Genomic DNA, 16,210 nt, shown 5'->3' with positions numbered 1-16,210 from the left:
ACGACAGGACCTTTTTAAATCCTGCCCTAACGGAATACCAAAATTGAACGTATGCGGATATCGATCGTCCGGACGTTGATTTGGGGGACGTGGTTTGACCACAGAGAATGTCGAGCAGCAGATAATCCGGTCTTCGCAATTGAGTCGCGAGGAGAACTACGAATACTGGCGCATGGGCGTCGCCAGCTTGTTTGATGCGATCCCGTCAGGCGATGGCCTGGACGCTTTCCGAGCGGACCTCGCCAGCTACAATCTCGGCCATTTCCTGATCGGCAAATCCTCGGCGAGTGCACAGCGTTTCGTCCGCTCCAAGGAGCGCGTGGCGGCAACCGGAGTCGATCATCTGCTGGTCCAGCTCTACGTAAAGGGCGAGTGCGCCTACAATGCAGATGGCGGGGTGGCGAAGGGCGGAGCAGGCGACATTGTCTGCTTTGATCTCAGCCGCCCTATGCAGAGTCAGGCGACCGACATGGACATTGTGAGCCTGATCCTGCCGCGTTCCATGATCCGGCTCCCACCCCGCGTGATTGATGGCCTGCACGGAGCGCGGGTCGATGGTTCCTCAGCACTTGGCGTTCTGCTCGGCGAGCATATGCTGACCATGGCAAAGATCGCGCCCAAACTTGCCGGCCCCGAAGGTAAGCTGGCTGGGGAGGTGGCGTCCGCCATCGTGTCGAGCGGGCTTTCGGCGGCGGTTGCCGCCGAGCGTGAGGCGCTCATGGACATCAACCTTCAGACCATCCAGATCTTCATTGAACGCAATCTTACCAATCCGTTGCTCTCGGCCAATATGATCACGCGCCACTTTGCGCTTTCCCGCTCGGCGCTCTACCGCCTGTTCGAGCCGGTCGGCGGCATTGCCAACTATATTCGCGAGCGCCGGCTTCAGTTCGCGCATCTGAAGCTGACATCGGTTGGCTCCTCGCGAGGGTCGGTGGCAAAGCTGGCCTACGCCACCGGCTTTGCCAGCGAGAATGCATTCTCCCGCGCCTTCCAGCAGCATTTCGGCATCCGGCCGAGCGAAGCGATCCGCAATGCGGAGGCGGGTATCCGGCTGAAAACCGATCTCGAAACGAATGACTTCAACTTGATGCAGGGCTGGCTCGACAAGCTGCGCGCCACGTCCTGATGCCTCAGGTCAGGTTGCATCCCAATCTTCTCGGATATCGTCCCAATCTCCGGCGGTCGTCTTTTCTTTCGCGAGAGCTGTGGCCAAACACAATCCATGTCTGCGCATGCGGCGGTCGTCCGGCCGGCCCAGGGAAAGAACGGGATTGTGAGCAACGCGCTCGAAGCGGCGTCACGTAAGTCTGGGGAGGCGGGTTGTGCTGGCGACACGCTGGTTCCCGACGTTTCCCTGTCCGTGCTGAACAGGGACGCCCGGCTGTTTTCCGGCCTGACATTCGACCGTTTCCGGTCGGCACTCGCGCCCCTCGGGCCATCAATGGTGGCCATCGGCGCGATCGCGGGTGGTCGACCAGTCGGTCTCGCGATCGGCCCCTGTGAAGGTGGGGAAGCAGAACTCCTGTCGGTTGCCGTCTCGCCAGCGGAGCGCAATCGCGGCATCGGCCTGGGGCTTCTGCAAGCTTGGCAGGGCGAGGCCGCTAGTCGCGGCGCCGCAACCATGGTCGCGCGCTACAATGAGACTATACCGGGCCGACCGGCCTTCGAGGCGCTCGCGGCTGAGGCTTCCTGGAGCGCGCCGGTAGAGGATGGCCTGATCGTTCTCGGGCGGGCTGGGGCGATGGCCGAGGCGGCTGGTGCCTGGCGCACCATCGACCTCCGCCTTTCAAGCCCCAATCTCTATGATTATGCTCCGGTGGAACTGTCGGGCGCCGACGCATCAGCGGTCGAGGCCTATCTCGCTCAGCCGGCCGCGGCCGGAATGTTGGGCCCTGTCGCCTTGGCGCAGACTATGGCGCCTGCCTTCAGCACCCTGATCCGCCGCCAGGGTGTGCTTGTAGGCTGGGTCCTTGCTGCTGAAGTAGAACGCTCCGGCGCCATCGAACTGGCAATTGGTGGTGAGCGGGCAATCCGTTATCTCGAGGCATTCCTCGATCCGGCCTATTGGCACAGCGGCATCACCATCGGCGCCTATCATCACTGTTATGCCCGCCAGGCCGCGCTGCTGGGGCCGAAGTCCGTCGCAGTCTATTACACGAACCCAAGCAAGCCGCGCATGGTCGCGATCACGCGACGGCGCTTTGCGTCGATCGCCGACAGGATCGAGACCATTCTCGCCGTCCGGCGCGGTGGTGTGCCGCTGTCACCGCCACGACAAATCCCATCTTCGCTCACCATGAAAGGAAGCATCCATGAGCATCGAAGCACTTGAGCAGTTCTATGAAAAGGTCCGCGCAGACGCCGGTCTCGAAGCGGAAGCCGGCGCCGCACTCAACGAAGGGGGCGCTGCCGTCGTCGCGCTTGGCGCGCGCGAAGGGTTTGAGTTCTCCGAGGACGAACTTTCGATCGCGCTCGCTCAGCACGCAACGGCCACAGGCGAACTGTCCGATGCCGACCTGGACATGGTGGCCGGTGGCATCATTATCCCCCCCAGCTTGAGCAAACCCACGAGGGGTAGCGAGTTCGGGCGCTGATCGCTCGTCCCGTTCGCGACGGCCTCCCGTCTGCCTCATCAACCCGGGATAGCCTCGGGGCTTAGGTTTTGGCGCGGACTTGCCTGAGTGTGCACTGTCGGCATAGCGAAGTCCGCCATGCCGACTCTCGCCGCCTGTGCGCTCAGCTCCAGCGGCCCCTTGTAGCACGTCACCATGACGTTTGGGTGTCGTAAAGCAGCGTTCGCATCGACTACCTGCGCGCCGCCGCTGCCGCTTGGATGAGGTTGTCCTTGGTGATGAAAGGTCCTACGTCGAGGACATGCTGCAGGAGCGCGGCATCGTTGCCTCTTATGAAATAATCCGCCTGTAGAACAAAAAGTTCGGTTCTGATCATTCTGGTCGTCGTGGGAAGCCGTGACCGGAATTCTCGCCTGAAATAGAGGCGCCGTGATTCATCCCGTCACGTCTCCAACAACACGACATCCGTCAAAAATGGAATGATGGATCATGACAGATACGCTTGCCTGACAACCAAGCCACAGTCAGCAAGCGGCCGGTCGCCTGGAAGGTGCCAAGTCCAGCTTACTTTGCCTGCGCGATCATGCGCCTAGAAGGATCTATCCGAGTGCGGTTGATTGCAGACGGATACGAATGAACAAGTCTCGATTTGATGCGTAGATGCTAGCTATTTTTTAGCGCGCTAAAATCCAGGCGCGCGATACTGTGTTCAAAACATCATTTATAGTTGACTATATTATGGTTCGAAGGAAAGTATTAGAATGTTTTCATTTCAGTAACATTATGTAACGTATTGTAACTGTGGGTGGTCATTCTGATGAAATACTTAAAGGAAAATTAATTACTCTTTTTTGAGCCGCTTGAAGGCGGTATGAAAAGCTGCATATTGCGACCTCATCTGTATGGATTCGATAAAGGACACTGATGAGCGCGCGGATTCTCGGCGTTTTTATTTTCTTGTTATCAAGTAGCGCTGGCGAGGCGGCTGACTTCGCCGGTGGAGCGGCCGTCGACTGGAGCGCTCCTTATCTTGGCGTTTCGGGTGGTCATGGCTGGCTTCGCGATGCCGACCGCTCGTTTGCTCCGCCGCTCCGTTCATCGGGCGATGACGTCGTTTTCGGCGCGCACGCCGGCTATCTCCACCAATTCGGTGCCTTCGTTCTCGGCGGCGAAGCCGAATACATGCGGCTTGATATCAATTTTGAAGGCTTTCCGATCGACGTCGAAAACGCCGCCTCGGCAAAGGCCCGCGCCGGCTTCGCCTTCGACCGCATGCTGTTTACCGGTCATGCCGGAGCCTCCTATATCACCACCAACATCGGGCTGAAGGATTGGGGCTGGGTGGCAGGCGCCGGTGCCGACTACCGCCTGACCGAAAATCTCGCTGCCGGCGTGAGCTGGGATCACATGCAGTTCAATCGGTTCGACAGGACGCTGATTGATGGCAAGATCGATCTCGTCAAGGCGCGGCTGGATTTCAGATTTTAGGGATTCGGCCAAGGGGCTCGGTCCGCGAGCCCCACACCGAACGAGAGAGACGCTCTGCCCATGAAAGCAATACCCAAGGCTGCACTGTCCGGCAGTCTGAAGGACTATCGCGCCTCGAAGAATAGCGGCCTCATGTCGCGCACCGACAGCTTCTTCAGCTGGCAGGATCTTCGCCGCCAGCATGGCTTGTGGCCCTATGCCCGCTCGACGTCTTCGGCACCCCGGCCGCGATCGGAGATCAGGTCCGACGTCGGAGAAGACAGCTTTGGCGTCAATTTTGCCTCGCAGGACTATCTGAGCCTGGCCTCTCACCCGAGGATCAAGGCTGCAGCAATGGCGGCGATCGACAAATATGGCGTTCATAGCGCGGGTTCTGCCGCTCTTCTCGGCAACACCGCCTATTCGCTGCAGTTGTCGGAGACTTTTTCGGAATTCCTCGGGGGCCGTGAGGTCGTGCTTTATCCGACCGGCTGGGCCGCCGGATATGGTGCCATCCAGGGCTTTGTCCGTTCGGATGATCATGTGGTGATGGATCTGCTGGCGCATTCCTGCCTCCAGGCGGGAGCAGCGGCCGCAACTCAAAAGGTGCATTACTTCCGGCATCTTGACACTGAAGCGGTGGCCCGCAGGTTGGCGAACATTCGCGCGGCGGACACGAAGAACAACATTCTCGTCGTGACGGAGAGCCTTTTTTCAATGCACTCGGACACCCCTGATCTCAGGGCGCTTCGAAGTGTCTGCGACGCCCACGGGGCCAGTCTGCTGGTCGACTGCGCTCATGACTTCGGCTGCATGGGCGAGGACGGTCTTGGCCACATCGGCCAGCAGGGAATGCTCGACGAGATCGACATCATCATCGGGAGCTTCTCAAAAACCTTCGCCTCCAACGGCGGCTTTGTGGCCGTCAAGACGCGGGCCGCCGCCGAATATCTGAGATATTACAGCGCGCCGCACACATTCTCGAATGCTCTGTCGCCAGCCCAGGCCGCAACGGTTCTGGAGGCACTTTCGATCATCCGGGCGGACGAAGGCAAAGAGTTGCGGCACAGGCTGCGCGATAACGTCAATCATTTGCGCGAGTCCATGGCGCGCACCGGCCGCGAAGTGCTGGGAGAGCCTTCGCCTATCGTTCCGGTTCGCGTCGGCGGTGAAGCCCTGGGACGGCTGGCCTCGAAATATCTCTCGATATTCGGGGGAATTGCCAACCTGGTGGAATTTCCGGCCGTCCCATTGGGACAATCCCGGTTCCGCTTCCAGGTCATGGCCGGCCATTCAGCCGAGGACGTCGATACCATGGTTGCCGCGTTCAATAGAGCGATGGACAGCGCCTCGGCGGAGTTGGCGGAAATCGGGGAGTAAGAGGGTAGGGCAGCAGGCAAGCTGATCGCAGACCTACTGCCATATCGCCTACTCCCCAACTGCGCTATCAAGCCACTGCACGCCGCGCCGACGAAAGGGCTTCCATCTCGATCCCGATGTAAGGCGCAAGGTCGGCGCGCGCGGTCGCCATATGCAGGTTGGCAGCCACGAAGCCGGCTGGCGAACCGCAATCGAAGGTGCGACCGCAGAACTCGAAGGGTCGGATCTCCTGATTTTCAATCAACGTGATCATGGCGTCGGTGAGCTGGATTTCGCCGCCGGCTCCCGGCGCCTGCCTCTCAAGTATGTCGAAGATTTCGGGCTGCAGGATGTAGCGCCCGGAAATGAAGAGATTGCTGGGGGCAGTGCCGGGGGCAGGTTTCTCGACAAGGCCGGTCACCACCTGGTCATCGGCCGTCGGCTTGAGCGAGACGATGCCGAATTTGTGGGTGTCCTCGGGCGCGCATCGCTCTACTGCGATCACGTTGCCGCCGTGGCAACTATAGAGATTGACCATGGACTTCAGGCATGGCCTCTCGGAGATCATGAGCATGTCGGGCAGAAGCACTGCGAAGGGCTCGTCTCCGATGATGTGCCGGGCCGTCCATACCGCGTGGCCGAGACCCCGTGCCTGCTGCTGGCGCACGAAGGAAATCGCTCCGGCCCCCGGAGTGTTCTGTGCTATGCGATCGGCCAAAGGCTGCTTGCCGGCACTGCGCAGGCTGACATCGAGTTCGAAGGCGTGGTCGAAATGGTCTTCGATGGCGCCCTTCATGCGCCCGGTGACGATGATCACATGTTCAATCCCCGAGGCGAAGGCCTCGGCGACGATGTAGTCCAGCACGGGCCGGTCGACGATCGTTAGAAGTTCCTTCGGGATGCTCTTGGTCGCCGGAAGCATGCGCGTCCCGAATCCGGCGGCAGGAATGATGGCCTTGCGAATCTTCTGGTGCATTGGGGTAGCCCTCCGGTTCATGCGACTTTTGAAATGCTCTGGGGTTCGCCGGTGTTGATCATCTGATGAGCAACGCCGTTTTCAGTCAGGAAATTGTACATTTCGACATAGATGCGCTGCCAGGCGCGGTTATATTTGTCGAAAAGTGACTGATCCAAGTATTCGTCAGGAACAAACGTCCTTCCGCTGAAGACGTCGAAGCTGGGGATCTGGAATGTCTCCGCAAACTCGACCGTCCTGCTGTCATAAGTGAAATAGATCGACGGAATCCCGTTGGCGAGCGCCATGAGGTTGCCGTGCAGGCGATAGCCCAGGACCAGGTCCAGCGAGCGCACGAGCTCTTCATAGTCTGCAACGACATCCGAATAGAACAGCCGTTCGCAATAGAGCCGCACCATCTCCTCGTCGAGATACCAGGCGGCAGTCCATGGGTGCGCCCTCAAGGCATCCATTGCATCGTCCCGCTGCGTCTCCGTTCCAAGTACAAGCTTCTTTTCCTCGACTTCCCCTTGTGTCATCAGCACCGCATCAAAGCGGCGAGCCATGGTTTTCACCAAGTCGCGGTGGAAGGTCAGGTATTGCCCTATGTCCTTGGCGTAGTCTGGAGAGACTTCGCGACGGATGGTGATGCCGACCTTCCGGATGCTGTCCAGCGGAGGGAGCTTGATGCGCAATTCGGGGTCGTTGCGGCGAAAGGCCGTTGGGCAACCGATGATGCGGGTGTTGTGAATACCGATGTCCCCTAGCACCTCAGCCGTGTAGGCGCCGCGCACCCCGATGGACGTGGTTGAGTCAGCCATGAGATGGAGCAGTTCCTGCGTTTGGTCCGAGAGCTGGATCTTGCCCTTCGCCGGTGCCTGGGCGCCGATACCGAAGCCGATGATGGGCAGGCCAAGCCGCCTCAGGGTCGGAACGGCCTGCTCCCAGTTCATCGAGTTGTGGATGTAGTTGGACCCACGCAGGAAAACATAGTCATACTCGTCGCGTAGCCGATCAACGAGGTCCGGTTTGAATTCCGAGATCTCGAGAACGCCGAGCTTGTCGTAGCTCAGAAGCTTCAGCGAAGAATCGAAGACAAATGCATCTCCGATATTGTGATAGCTGTTGATGCTTCTTTGAATGTCGGAGTGCCGGTACCAGCGGACATTGTCGCGCCCGTATACCTCGCCCGAGGGTATCATCACGAGTATGCGTGCCATGGACTGTCTAACTCGCTATTGGAAGGAGGGCGGTGCGGTGGGCGGCGGCGTCGCCATGATCCTGGCGCAGCAGCCGACGGTAGAGCTCGACGTGTTCGCGGGCGCAATCGATGTGGCTCGTTGGCTGCCTCATTGAGGCCCGCAGCCGGTCCCAGCCCTGGGAATCGCTCAGCACCTCCGCCAGGCGATCGGCGAGATCCTGCGCGCTGCCTGCGCGGAAATGCAGTCCGTCATTGCCGTCCCGCACCTTTTCGGCCATGCCACCAATATCGGAGCAGATGATGGGCCTGCGGTGGTGCAGCGCTTCCTGGATCACCAGCGGCGAGTTTTCCCACCAGGTGGACGGCATCACGACCCAATCCACAGAGCGGATCAGACGCGGCATGTCGGCATTCTGGTAGGCGCCGTAGAAGCGCACGCGGCGCCCAGCATCGTCGATGAGCTTCTTCAGGCGCTCCTGGAAATCGGGCGGCTGGCGCTCGAGATTGCCGCCGAAGATCATCAGGCAGGCGTCGTCGCCCCAGATGTCCTGCGGCACCCGCGAGACCGCGTCGATCAGCACGTCGACACCCTTGAACGGCGTCAATTGTCCGAAATAGGCGAAGCGGTTCCGACGGGGGTTATGGGGCGGCAGCTCGCGCGCGGGCGCGGCTTCCCCCATTGCGATCCCGTTCTCGATGACCGACAGCTTGTCCGCCTCGATCCCCCATTGCGCGTAACGTTCGGCCAGAAACATACTCGGGGAAACGAAGGCGTCGGCCAGTTCGAGCATTCCGCGCGCAAACCGCTCGCGCTTCAGGAATTGCGAGACGGGTATTTCGGGAAAGCACCCGTGGCAGGCGATGGGGGATGCCTCCCTGCAGAGCAGTCCGGTTGGCCGCTTAACCATCTGGCCATGGTTGTGGCAAATCGACAGGTATTCGTGGAACGTCAACAGAACGACCGACTGCGGCAGGGCCTCGCGCACCGCATAAAGCGCTTCCATCCCCAGGCCCAGCACATGATGGAAGTGAACGACATGGGGCCGGGCGTCGCGAACGAAGCGCACGAGGTCGTGTTGGAGAGCCTCGGTATCGCGGTTGGAGAGGAAGAAGTGGTTGTAGTCGTCGGCGTGGAACAGCAGTTCGTCCTCGGTCGAACCGAGGTTCATGAGGGCCGAAGCCGCGTGCCGCGGAGAGGGTTGGCCGACGCGGGCCAGATAGACCGATTCCACATTGGGCAGTGAATTCAGGCCCTGGTGCAGGCTGTGGGACGCGATTTCGGCACCACCCAGCGCGAGCGCGGGATGTCCGTGCGAGACGACGAGGACCCGAAGTTGCTCGGTCATGTGCGAGGCCCCTCCGATGGGTTTCCTTTGCCGGCTAGCTCAGCCATGCCACGGGCATCGAGAATCTTGCGATCGATGCTCTCGACGAGAGCGCCCATCGCCGACGTGGCTGTGCTCGACGTCTGGTCAGAACCAAGCATCTGCACGGATGGCAGCCAGTAGGAGGCAACGCCGTCGCGGCTGAGGCGCAGGCCGAGGTCCAAGCCCTTTTCCCGAGAGCCGAGATATCCCCCTGCGAAGCCGCCGGCCTCGACGAGGGCCTCGCGTGGCAGCACGCAGCATTCGAGCGATGCGGCTGTAACAGACGTCAGCTTGAGCCCGGTCACCGCGCTGATTGGGTAGCCTTCGTAGCGACGCGCGGGCCAGGTCCCCGCCCAACGGACAGAATAGTCCTCATAAGCGAGGGTAGGGGAGACGATGCTGTTTTCGAGCGATGCCTGGGTGGCGACAAGCTTGCGATACCAGCCGGCCTTGTGCGGCACCAACGATGCTGAAAGCAGGACTACTGTGTCCGACGATAGTGCCCGCGCCCCGGCCTCGAGAAGGTCATAGGCGTCGCCCGCCTCTCCGGCCGAGACCAGCCTGAGCGAGAGGCCGTAGAACGCGGCGAGCTTCCCTATCCGGGCTACCTGCCGATGAAAGCGCTCCGAGGGCACTACAAGGGCTATCGGAGCGCGCTTCGTTTCGGGGTCGATCGCCAGCAAGGCAAGAAGCGGAGCGATGCCGTCCTCGTCGTTTTCCCCGACGCTGATGACAATGGGCGGGCCGTCAGCCGCCTCGAACGGACCCGGATCGACGACGGTGTCCACCGTTGGTGACACCCTTTCCGAGGTGCAGAGAAGCGGGACAATCTGGCGATCTATGAGCTCCGGCAGTGCCCAATCGGATGGGTCGATGGCGTGCATCTGGCGCACCGCCGCGAGGCGCGCTGTAGCTCGCAAGGGCGAGAGCGGCATGAAGGCGCGACGGGTGTCGCGCAATGTGAGTTCCAGGTAGAGGGCCGAAGACGGATCGCCATCCGGTAACCGCGCATGGGCGACGAAGCCATGCCTGTGGCTGCCGTGGCCGAATGCGCGCGGGAAGGCGGGGTGGTCTGCGAAGGCATCGGTCACATCGGTCCGGTCGAGCCGGCTCCAGCCGCCGTCGAGCCGTTCTTCGCCGTTGTGACGGCGCAACTTCACGCTTTGGACATGACTGTCCGGGTCAAGCAGCCAGCCGGAGACTAGAAAGCCTGTGCTGTCGACCTGGAATACGTTGTCTACGCCCATGCGGACCGGAAGGGGCAGGCTCGACACCGTCTCAGTGCCGTCGAAGCTGTTGGCCGCCGTGCGCAGACGCAGCAGAGTTTGGGGCGTGCTGTTTGCCCGCAGCAGCACCGAGCGGACGTGGCCGGGTGTTTCCAGCGGTCCAGCAATCAGCTTGCGCTCGTGGACGGCCACGTGGCGCCAGCCACGGCGGCCGCGCCAGACGAGGCCATCGATGCTGCCAGGACTGAACGGCCCGTCCAAATCGAGAAGTCCGGCAAAGGCCGAGGCTCCCTGGGGAACGTCCTGCCGTGCGTAAACGGCAATTGCGCTATCCGCGACCGAAGGCCTGTCGCCGTCGACCACTGCTTGGGCCATGCCAGGCATGACGTCATGGGCCCAACCTTGCAGGAAGATCTCCCCGTCCTGGCCTTCGCCAAGCAACTCGATGAAGCCGTTGCTCCCATGCGCCGCCTTCACCAGGGCGACCATGGCCGACAGCCTGTCAGGGTCGGACGGCGCCGCGATGAGCAAATCCGCCAAACCGTCGATGGTAGCGGCCAGTTGGTTGCCGCAAAGCTCGGCCAGCAGCACGGCAGCTTCGTTCACCGAGACCGTTCGAGGCGTGAAGACGTAGCGCTTTGGCGCGCCTTCCTGTTCGAACTGCGCGGTCGCGAATGCGCTAACCGCGCTGTTCGTGGGCAGAAGGGCCGCGAAGCCGTGCGTGGCGGTCGGCAACGGTGTCCCCAATCGCCAGCTGATGATGGTGGCAGAGGAGATCTCGGCGGGATCGTCATTCAGTGTTGTCCGTGCCGCGTTTGGCAGCGGGCCGCCCGTGCCGATCACGAGCAGAGTGGAACTGCCGATCGGGCAACCGGTAACCCTTCCGGCTCTGGGGATCCTGCCGGTACGCCGGGGCGCGGCGATCAGGGATGGGGGAGGTCCATTTTCCACGGCCAGCATGGTCAGATCCTGGCAAGGAGGGTCATGGCGGCACCCGCCGCAAAACCCACCAGGACGAAAAGCAACAGCAGCAACGGCTTTAACTCCCCGTTGGAGCGCTTCTGCAGTCCGCTAAGTGTCTTTTCCATTCCCGCCACCACACCGTCGAGCCGCATCAGATGGACGTCGAGATCGCTCAGCCGCTGCGTGATCTCGGTGCGGAGGCTGGCAACGGCGGTGCTGATGTCGATGAGCCCGACTGTCTCGGCCTCGCCGGTGTCGTCGATCTGCTGTGTGCGGATGAAGGAGCGCTGGGAGATCTGCAGCTGCCGCTGCGCCGCCATCAGCACGTCCAGCCTGTCGAGGACCTTGGCGAGCGGCGCGGCGATCAGGGCTTCAGCGGCCTGCTCGTTAGGGCGGGGGAAGCGCAGCGCCTGCTCGTTGTCCGGCCCGCTCACCGCTACCACGACGAGATCGGAAGCGCGCGAGACTGCTGGCTCCGGCAGTGCGATCTCAAAGGCGTGCTTGCCATCGCCGATGCCGTTGCGCCGCAGATCGGGACGATCGCGGTCGGCAGCCGCTTCGGCGATCGTCTTGCCGTCCAGGATTACGCGGATCGCCACTCGCTTGTGCGGCTCGGCGGGGTCGAAAGCCCAGCCGAAGAGGCGACCCTGGTCGATGGCGTCAACGCGGCCATTCACCGGCTTGGTGTTGTTCTGCTCGGCCATAGCGCTTGGTTTCTCGGCACCAACAGGCATTCAGCTGTTCCTCATGCTGCTTGGACACGTGCGGGCTCGATCGCCTCGATCAATTCGAGGTAGCGCCGAGCGGTCGTGTCGATGTCGTCAGGCCGGCGTGCGTTCATGGAAAGCCGACGGCGCAGTTCCGGCTCTTCAGCGATGCGGCGCATCGCTGAGGCGAGCGCGCGCGGATCGTTGGGCGAAACCCCCAGGCCATTGACCCCGTCTTCGACCAGTTCGGCCATGCCGCCGATGTTGCTGGCGATGACGGGCCGCCCTTGTGCCTGGGCCTCCTGGATGACGAGCGGTGCATTCTCCCACCAGATCGACGGAACAACCGTGCAGTCGACGTCAGCTACGAGCTCGGCGACGTCCTCGCGCCGATAGGCCCCGCGCCTCTGCACCGTCGGCGCGGTCTCGCTGAAAAGGCGGTCGATCTCCGCGACAAAGGCTTCGCTTTGGAACGGTGTGCCGCCGTGGACGCGCAGTTCGAACTCGAGCCCTTCGGCGATGAGCTGCCGGGCGGCCTCGAGCAGTATCGTCGCCCCCTTCCACGGATTGAGATTGCCGAAATATCCGAACACGGTCGGACGTCCGGCGTCGCCTGGCGCGGCCGCGGGCGTGGGCCGAAGCGGAAGGCCATTTGGGATCACGCTTATGACATCCTCGGCAAGCTCCCACTCGACGAAGCGTTGCCGCAAGAACCGGCTTGGCGCGACGAAGTGGTCGACCGTGCTCAGCAAGGCCTTCAGGTGGCGCTCGCGCAGCGCAAAACGGTCGAGGGGGATATCCTTGAAGCAGGCGTGGCAGCGGTCTGGGCTTGCGACGTGGCAGAGCTCCTTGCCGCCGGTGCGGACCATCAGGCCGTCATGGTGGCAGATCGGATAGTAATCATGGAGCGTCATGACGATGCGGCAGTCTGGCAGCGTTCGCCGGACGATGTGCGGGAACTCCGCGCCGATTAGGAGCAGGTGATGGATATGCACCACGTCCGGCCGGAAGTCCGACAACAGCTCCACCAGGTCCGGAACGACCCCATAGAGATCGACCTGGCTCATGTAGAAACGGTCGAAGTGGCCGGACCACAGCAGCACTTCGTCTGCCGCATCGCCAAGCCCCTGGAAGCTCGTGCCTGGTCGGACTTCGCGATGGACCTGGTTCGTCGCACCAAGGAAGAGCGCCTCGTGGCCGGCGCGCTGGTAGGCGCGGAAAAGGTCGTGCGCGAAGATCTCGGTACCGCCAGGATGCAGGGCCGGATGGTTGTGTGCCGCCACAAGGATGCGCATGCTTACCGCTGTGCTCCCTGGCATTCGGCAACATAGATATCCTGGTAGTGATCCGCGTCCTGGCCGCGCCAATGGCCCAGCGACTTGATCGCGATCGCAAGCCCGGCCTTCTCCAGGGCATGGTCGAGGAAATCGTCGTCGAACCCGACGGCCGCGAGCGGTGGCATGTCGGGAACAAACCAGCAGGGCCCGTTGCCGTCGCGCACGAAGCCAAGTCTGGGATCGCGCCTGCCGGATGCGTTGGCAGCAGCGATGCCGTCGACCACAAAGGCTGTCATGAACAAGCGCCCGCCCGGTTTGAGCAGCCTGGCGACCTCGCGCAGGTAAACGAGAACCTCGTCGGGCGGCAGGTGCGTGACGACCGACGTCATGATCACGAAATCGAACAGCTGCTCCGCGTAGGGAAGTTTTAGCGCTTCCCCGCTGATCTTGCCTTGGGGGTTGTAGAGCTTGTGCGCAATGTCGAGCCGCTGGAACGTAAAGTTGGGATAGACCGGGGTGATGAAGCGCCGGCACCAAGCGATGCCGCCCTCGACCGGGTCGAGGCCGCTGTAGCGTCCCTTCTCCACATCCAGATACTGGGTGAGCGGAACGGCCATGCGGCCAATGCCGCAGCCGATGTCGAGCACGCGGTGTTCCGGCCGCAGGCTGCCCAGGCGGATGAAATGGCCCAGAAACTCAGCGCCGACGGCGCGGTAACCTCCGTCCCCGACGAACACTCTCCCCGCATCCGGCCGCGGCAGAAAGCGGTTGCGCAGGACCGACTCCATCAGCCAACCGACGCGATCCTCCTGGACCGTCGTTGCCGGCCCGACTTCATGGAGAAGAGCGGCTTCGCTCATGCGTCGTTCCTTTCCGTCGCGTCGATTTCCATGGAGATGCCCGTCCTGTTCGTGCCGTCGGAGTTCAACGCGGCGATGTCGTCCTCCCAGCGCTGGGTGTGCAGCCAGGAATTGTATTGGCTGGCGACGCCGCGCATGTAGTCCTGGCTGCGGCTGATCGAGCGACGCTCGAAATGATAGAGGCAGGCCGCTGGTTCATAGGCGATCTGCAGACCCAGCCGCCGGATCTTGAGGCAGAGGTCGCTGTCTTCGTAGTCGCCTATGACATAGTCCTCGGTATATCCGTCGACCCGCTCATAGGTTTCCCTGCGCGTCACAAGGCATGCGCCTGTGACGCCTGGAACGTTGCGGGCGACCTGGGCCGGCGGATAGCGTCCGGGCATACCCTTGTAGAAATGGTGATTGAGCCAGATGCCGCGCTGGTCGCGGCCGAAATAGAGCCCGGCATGCTGCAACGAGCCGTCTTCGAAAATCAGCTTCGGGCCGATGGCGCCGAGTTTCCGTTGTTCGAGAAGCGGCCGCGACAGTAGCTGGAGCCAGCCCGGTTCGCGCGGCACGACATCGGAGTTGAGCATCACGAGAACCGCGCCGCGCGCAAAGCGCGCGCCCGCGTTGCAGGCCCGGGAATAGCCGCCATTGCGGTTCATCACCACGAGCTTCATCGGCAGGCCGTGCAGGATGTGCAGTCCGCCCAGCATATGTTTCGTCTCGTCTTCGATCTCGGGGGAATCCAGGACGAAGATGATCTCGGCATTCTCCGCCAGCCAGGGATCGGTGGCCATGCCGGACAGTTGAAAACGGAGAAAATCGAGGACCCGATAGAGAGGCACCACGATCGAGACGAGCGGCGCCTGTTGAGGCTGGCCATAGTCCTTCGTGTGGTCGACGCGTATGGTTTTGCCCAGTTCACGCTCCACACCCTGGAGGGCCGGGGCAAGAATGGTGCGGAACGCATTGTCCACGGCATGCTGTGGGGGTACGGCGCGCAGGATGCGGTTGCGCTGCTCTACTGGCTCGAAGGGTTGCGGCTTCGGTACGAGCGGTTTCACCGCACCTGAGGCGAGCCGCATCTGGAAGCGAGGCTGAAGCAGTGGACCAAGAGGCTCGTCCAGCGGAAGCCAGGCGACGAAGCCGGTCACTTCGGTCTTTGCATTGGTCTTCGCGTCGCGGCTCCAGGCCGGGAACTCGTACCAGTTGCCGTCGAGGGGCAGGGCTGTGCCGTCCTCCTTGAGATAGTCGATGCCGGCAAGTGTGAAGGTCGGATCTTTGGTCCAGCCACCGGCGAGCAGGCCGCCCTGCAACGAAAGGGCGATGTCGACAGTGGCGTGCATCTGCGACCTGGCGACCTGCCGGGCGGGAAGCGGAGCCCGCATCTGGAGGTCGATTGCGACAGCCGAGCTGCCACCGGGCAGGTTTGACAGTTGTCGCACGACGAACTCGCGCAATCCCTGGTCGCCGCGCTGCTCCGCCCACCATTTCTGGAGGCCTGGATAGCGCGGAATACAGTTCGGCAGGCTCCGGACCGCGATGCCCTTTTTGCCCAGAAACATGATGTGAAGCGGCCGGGCAGGCTGTGGCGAGCCGAGAATGAAATGGCAGGACTGCCAACCCCGCTGCGAGCCGTTGCCGACGACAAATTGCGACGGCAGCGGCAAAATGGAATTCACGCCGATTGCATAGATGGCGCTGATCTCGCCCAATACAGGGCTGATGTCGGTCTCAACGAGATAGCGTCCCGGAGCGATCTGGCAGAGGGAATGGGCAAGCCGCGGCGCCGGCACAAGGGTGAGGACGGCATCCTCGACGATACTGCTGAAAAGCTCGTCGCGGGACAGCCGGAACACGCTGCGCCATACGGTCAGGAGATTGTTCAGGAACTTGACGCGGCCCTCAGGCGAGAGGTTGCCCAACAGGGACTCCACGTCGAGGAGCGGCAGCCGTGCGGCCGGTTGCAGCGCGACTGCCTGCAGCCGGCTTCCGTCCGCTGCGGTAATCTGTGCGTCTTCCGCTTCACTTCCCGGCTTCATTGCCCACAGCACGCACTGCCCGCCATCGGCCCGCGGTAGTGTCATGCTGACAAGCGGGACCGGCCGCGATTGCATGGCCAGGGTGAATTTGCCCAAGGCTGGTAGCTGCGCGGGTACGTCCCAGATCACTACAGCTACCTCCGAGCAAAGCTGGAAGGCCTGTGCGAAGCTGGAACCGTCGCCGGCGACCTTCGAACGGTCGAACGTCACGCGTTGGTCCTTTGG

14 protein-coding genes are annotated in these 16,210 nt (G+C 62.2%); 5 read left to right on the top strand and 9 right to left on the bottom strand.

Translation table 11 applies throughout. The features are described 5' to 3' along the window. Positions 1-94 precede the first annotated feature (94 nt). The 3 genes from M2281_RS18405 (at position 95) to M2281_RS18395 (ending at position 2,597) form a co-directional block, all read left to right on the top strand. Entirely contained in the window at positions 95-1,129 is a 1,035-nt protein-coding gene (locus M2281_RS18405) for a helix-turn-helix domain-containing protein (RefSeq protein WP_280822639.1), read from the top strand. Positions 1,130-1,276: 147 nt separating this feature from the next. Further along, the gene (locus tag M2281_RS18400) at positions 1,277-2,335 is read left to right on the top strand and encodes a GNAT family N-acetyltransferase (protein WP_280822638.1); all 1,059 of its coding nucleotides are present in this window, start codon (positions 1,277-1,279) and stop codon (positions 2,333-2,335) included. Further along, entirely contained in the window at positions 2,316-2,597 is a 282-nt protein-coding gene (locus M2281_RS18395) for a Nif11-like leader peptide family RiPP precursor (protein WP_280822637.1), read from the top strand. Before M2281_RS18400 ends, M2281_RS18395 begins: the two co-directional genes overlap by 20 nt. A gap of 211 nt (positions 2,598-2,808) precedes the next feature. Here the strand turns inward: M2281_RS18395 and M2281_RS18390 are convergent, their stop codons facing one another. Beyond that, complete coding sequence (locus M2281_RS18390; protein WP_280822636.1) at positions 2,809-2,952, bottom strand: hypothetical protein; 144 nt, start codon at positions 2,950-2,952, stop codon at positions 2,809-2,811. Between the two features lie 581 nt (positions 2,953-3,533). Between M2281_RS18390 and M2281_RS18385 the strand changes: the two genes are divergently transcribed. Both M2281_RS18385 and M2281_RS18380 read left to right on the top strand, forming a co-directional pair. Then, a complete protein-coding gene (locus tag M2281_RS18385) occupies positions 3,534-4,064 on the top strand; it encodes an outer membrane protein (protein WP_280822635.1) in 531 nt (176 codons plus the stop codon). A 60-nt stretch (positions 4,065-4,124) separates the two neighbouring features. Beyond that, the gene (locus M2281_RS18380; RefSeq protein ID WP_342394266.1) at positions 4,125-5,423 is read left to right on the top strand and encodes an aminotransferase class I/II-fold pyridoxal phosphate-dependent enzyme; all 1,299 of its coding nucleotides are present in this window, start codon (positions 4,125-4,127) and stop codon (positions 5,421-5,423) included. A gap of 67 nt (positions 5,424-5,490) precedes the next feature. Here the strand turns inward: M2281_RS18380 and M2281_RS18375 are convergent, their stop codons facing one another. Genes M2281_RS18375 through M2281_RS18340 form a run of 8 tightly spaced genes read right to left on the bottom strand, consistent with a single transcriptional unit; the run spans position 5,491 to position 16,195 of the window. Beyond that, positions 5,491-6,378 carry a UTP--glucose-1-phosphate uridylyltransferase gene (locus M2281_RS18375; RefSeq protein ID WP_280822634.1) on the bottom strand — a complete coding sequence of 296 codons (888 nt, stop codon included), beginning with the start codon at positions 6,376-6,378 and terminating at the stop codon, positions 5,491-5,493. Between the two features lie 17 nt (positions 6,379-6,395). Beyond that, a complete protein-coding gene (locus tag M2281_RS18370; protein WP_280822633.1) occupies positions 6,396-7,577 on the bottom strand; it encodes a polysaccharide pyruvyl transferase family protein in 1,182 nt (393 codons plus the stop codon). A 7-nt stretch (positions 7,578-7,584) separates the two neighbouring features. Then, entirely contained in the window at positions 7,585-8,904 is a 1,320-nt protein-coding gene (locus M2281_RS18365; RefSeq protein ID WP_280822632.1) for a glycosyltransferase family 4 protein, read from the bottom strand. After that, positions 8,901-11,111: a hypothetical protein gene (locus tag M2281_RS18360; protein ID WP_280822631.1), complete on the bottom strand. Its 2,211-nt coding sequence runs from the start codon at positions 11,109-11,111 to the stop codon at positions 8,901-8,903. The genes M2281_RS18365 and M2281_RS18360 overlap by 4 nt, the downstream gene beginning before the upstream one ends. Positions 11,112-11,113: 2 nt before the next feature. Next, positions 11,114-11,848 carry a hypothetical protein gene (locus M2281_RS18355; protein WP_280822630.1) on the bottom strand — a complete coding sequence of 245 codons (735 nt, stop codon included), beginning with the start codon at positions 11,846-11,848 and terminating at the stop codon, positions 11,114-11,116. 11 nt (positions 11,849-11,859) lie between these two features. Then, positions 11,860-13,116, bottom strand: a complete 1,257-nt coding sequence (locus tag M2281_RS18350; protein ID WP_280822629.1) for a glycosyltransferase family 4 protein — start codon at positions 13,114-13,116, stop codon at positions 11,860-11,862. Positions 13,117-13,118: 2 nt separating this feature from the next. After that, complete coding sequence (locus M2281_RS18345) at positions 13,119-13,958, bottom strand: class I SAM-dependent methyltransferase (RefSeq protein ID WP_280822628.1); 840 nt, start codon at positions 13,956-13,958, stop codon at positions 13,119-13,121. Further along, entirely contained in the window at positions 13,955-16,195 is a 2,241-nt protein-coding gene (locus M2281_RS18340; RefSeq protein WP_280822627.1) for a glycosyltransferase family 2 protein, read from the bottom strand. The genes M2281_RS18345 and M2281_RS18340 overlap by 4 nt, the downstream gene beginning before the upstream one ends. Between the last annotated feature and the right edge of the window lie 15 nt (positions 16,196-16,210).

This window comes from Pseudaminobacter soli (ex Li et al. 2025) (assembly GCF_029892515.1).
Classification (GTDB): domain Bacteria; phylum Pseudomonadota; class Alphaproteobacteria; order Rhizobiales; family Rhizobiaceae; genus Pseudaminobacter; species Pseudaminobacter soli_A.
The sequence above is the reverse complement of the archived record's forward strand: the minus strand, read 5'-3'. Positions and strand labels throughout refer to the sequence as shown.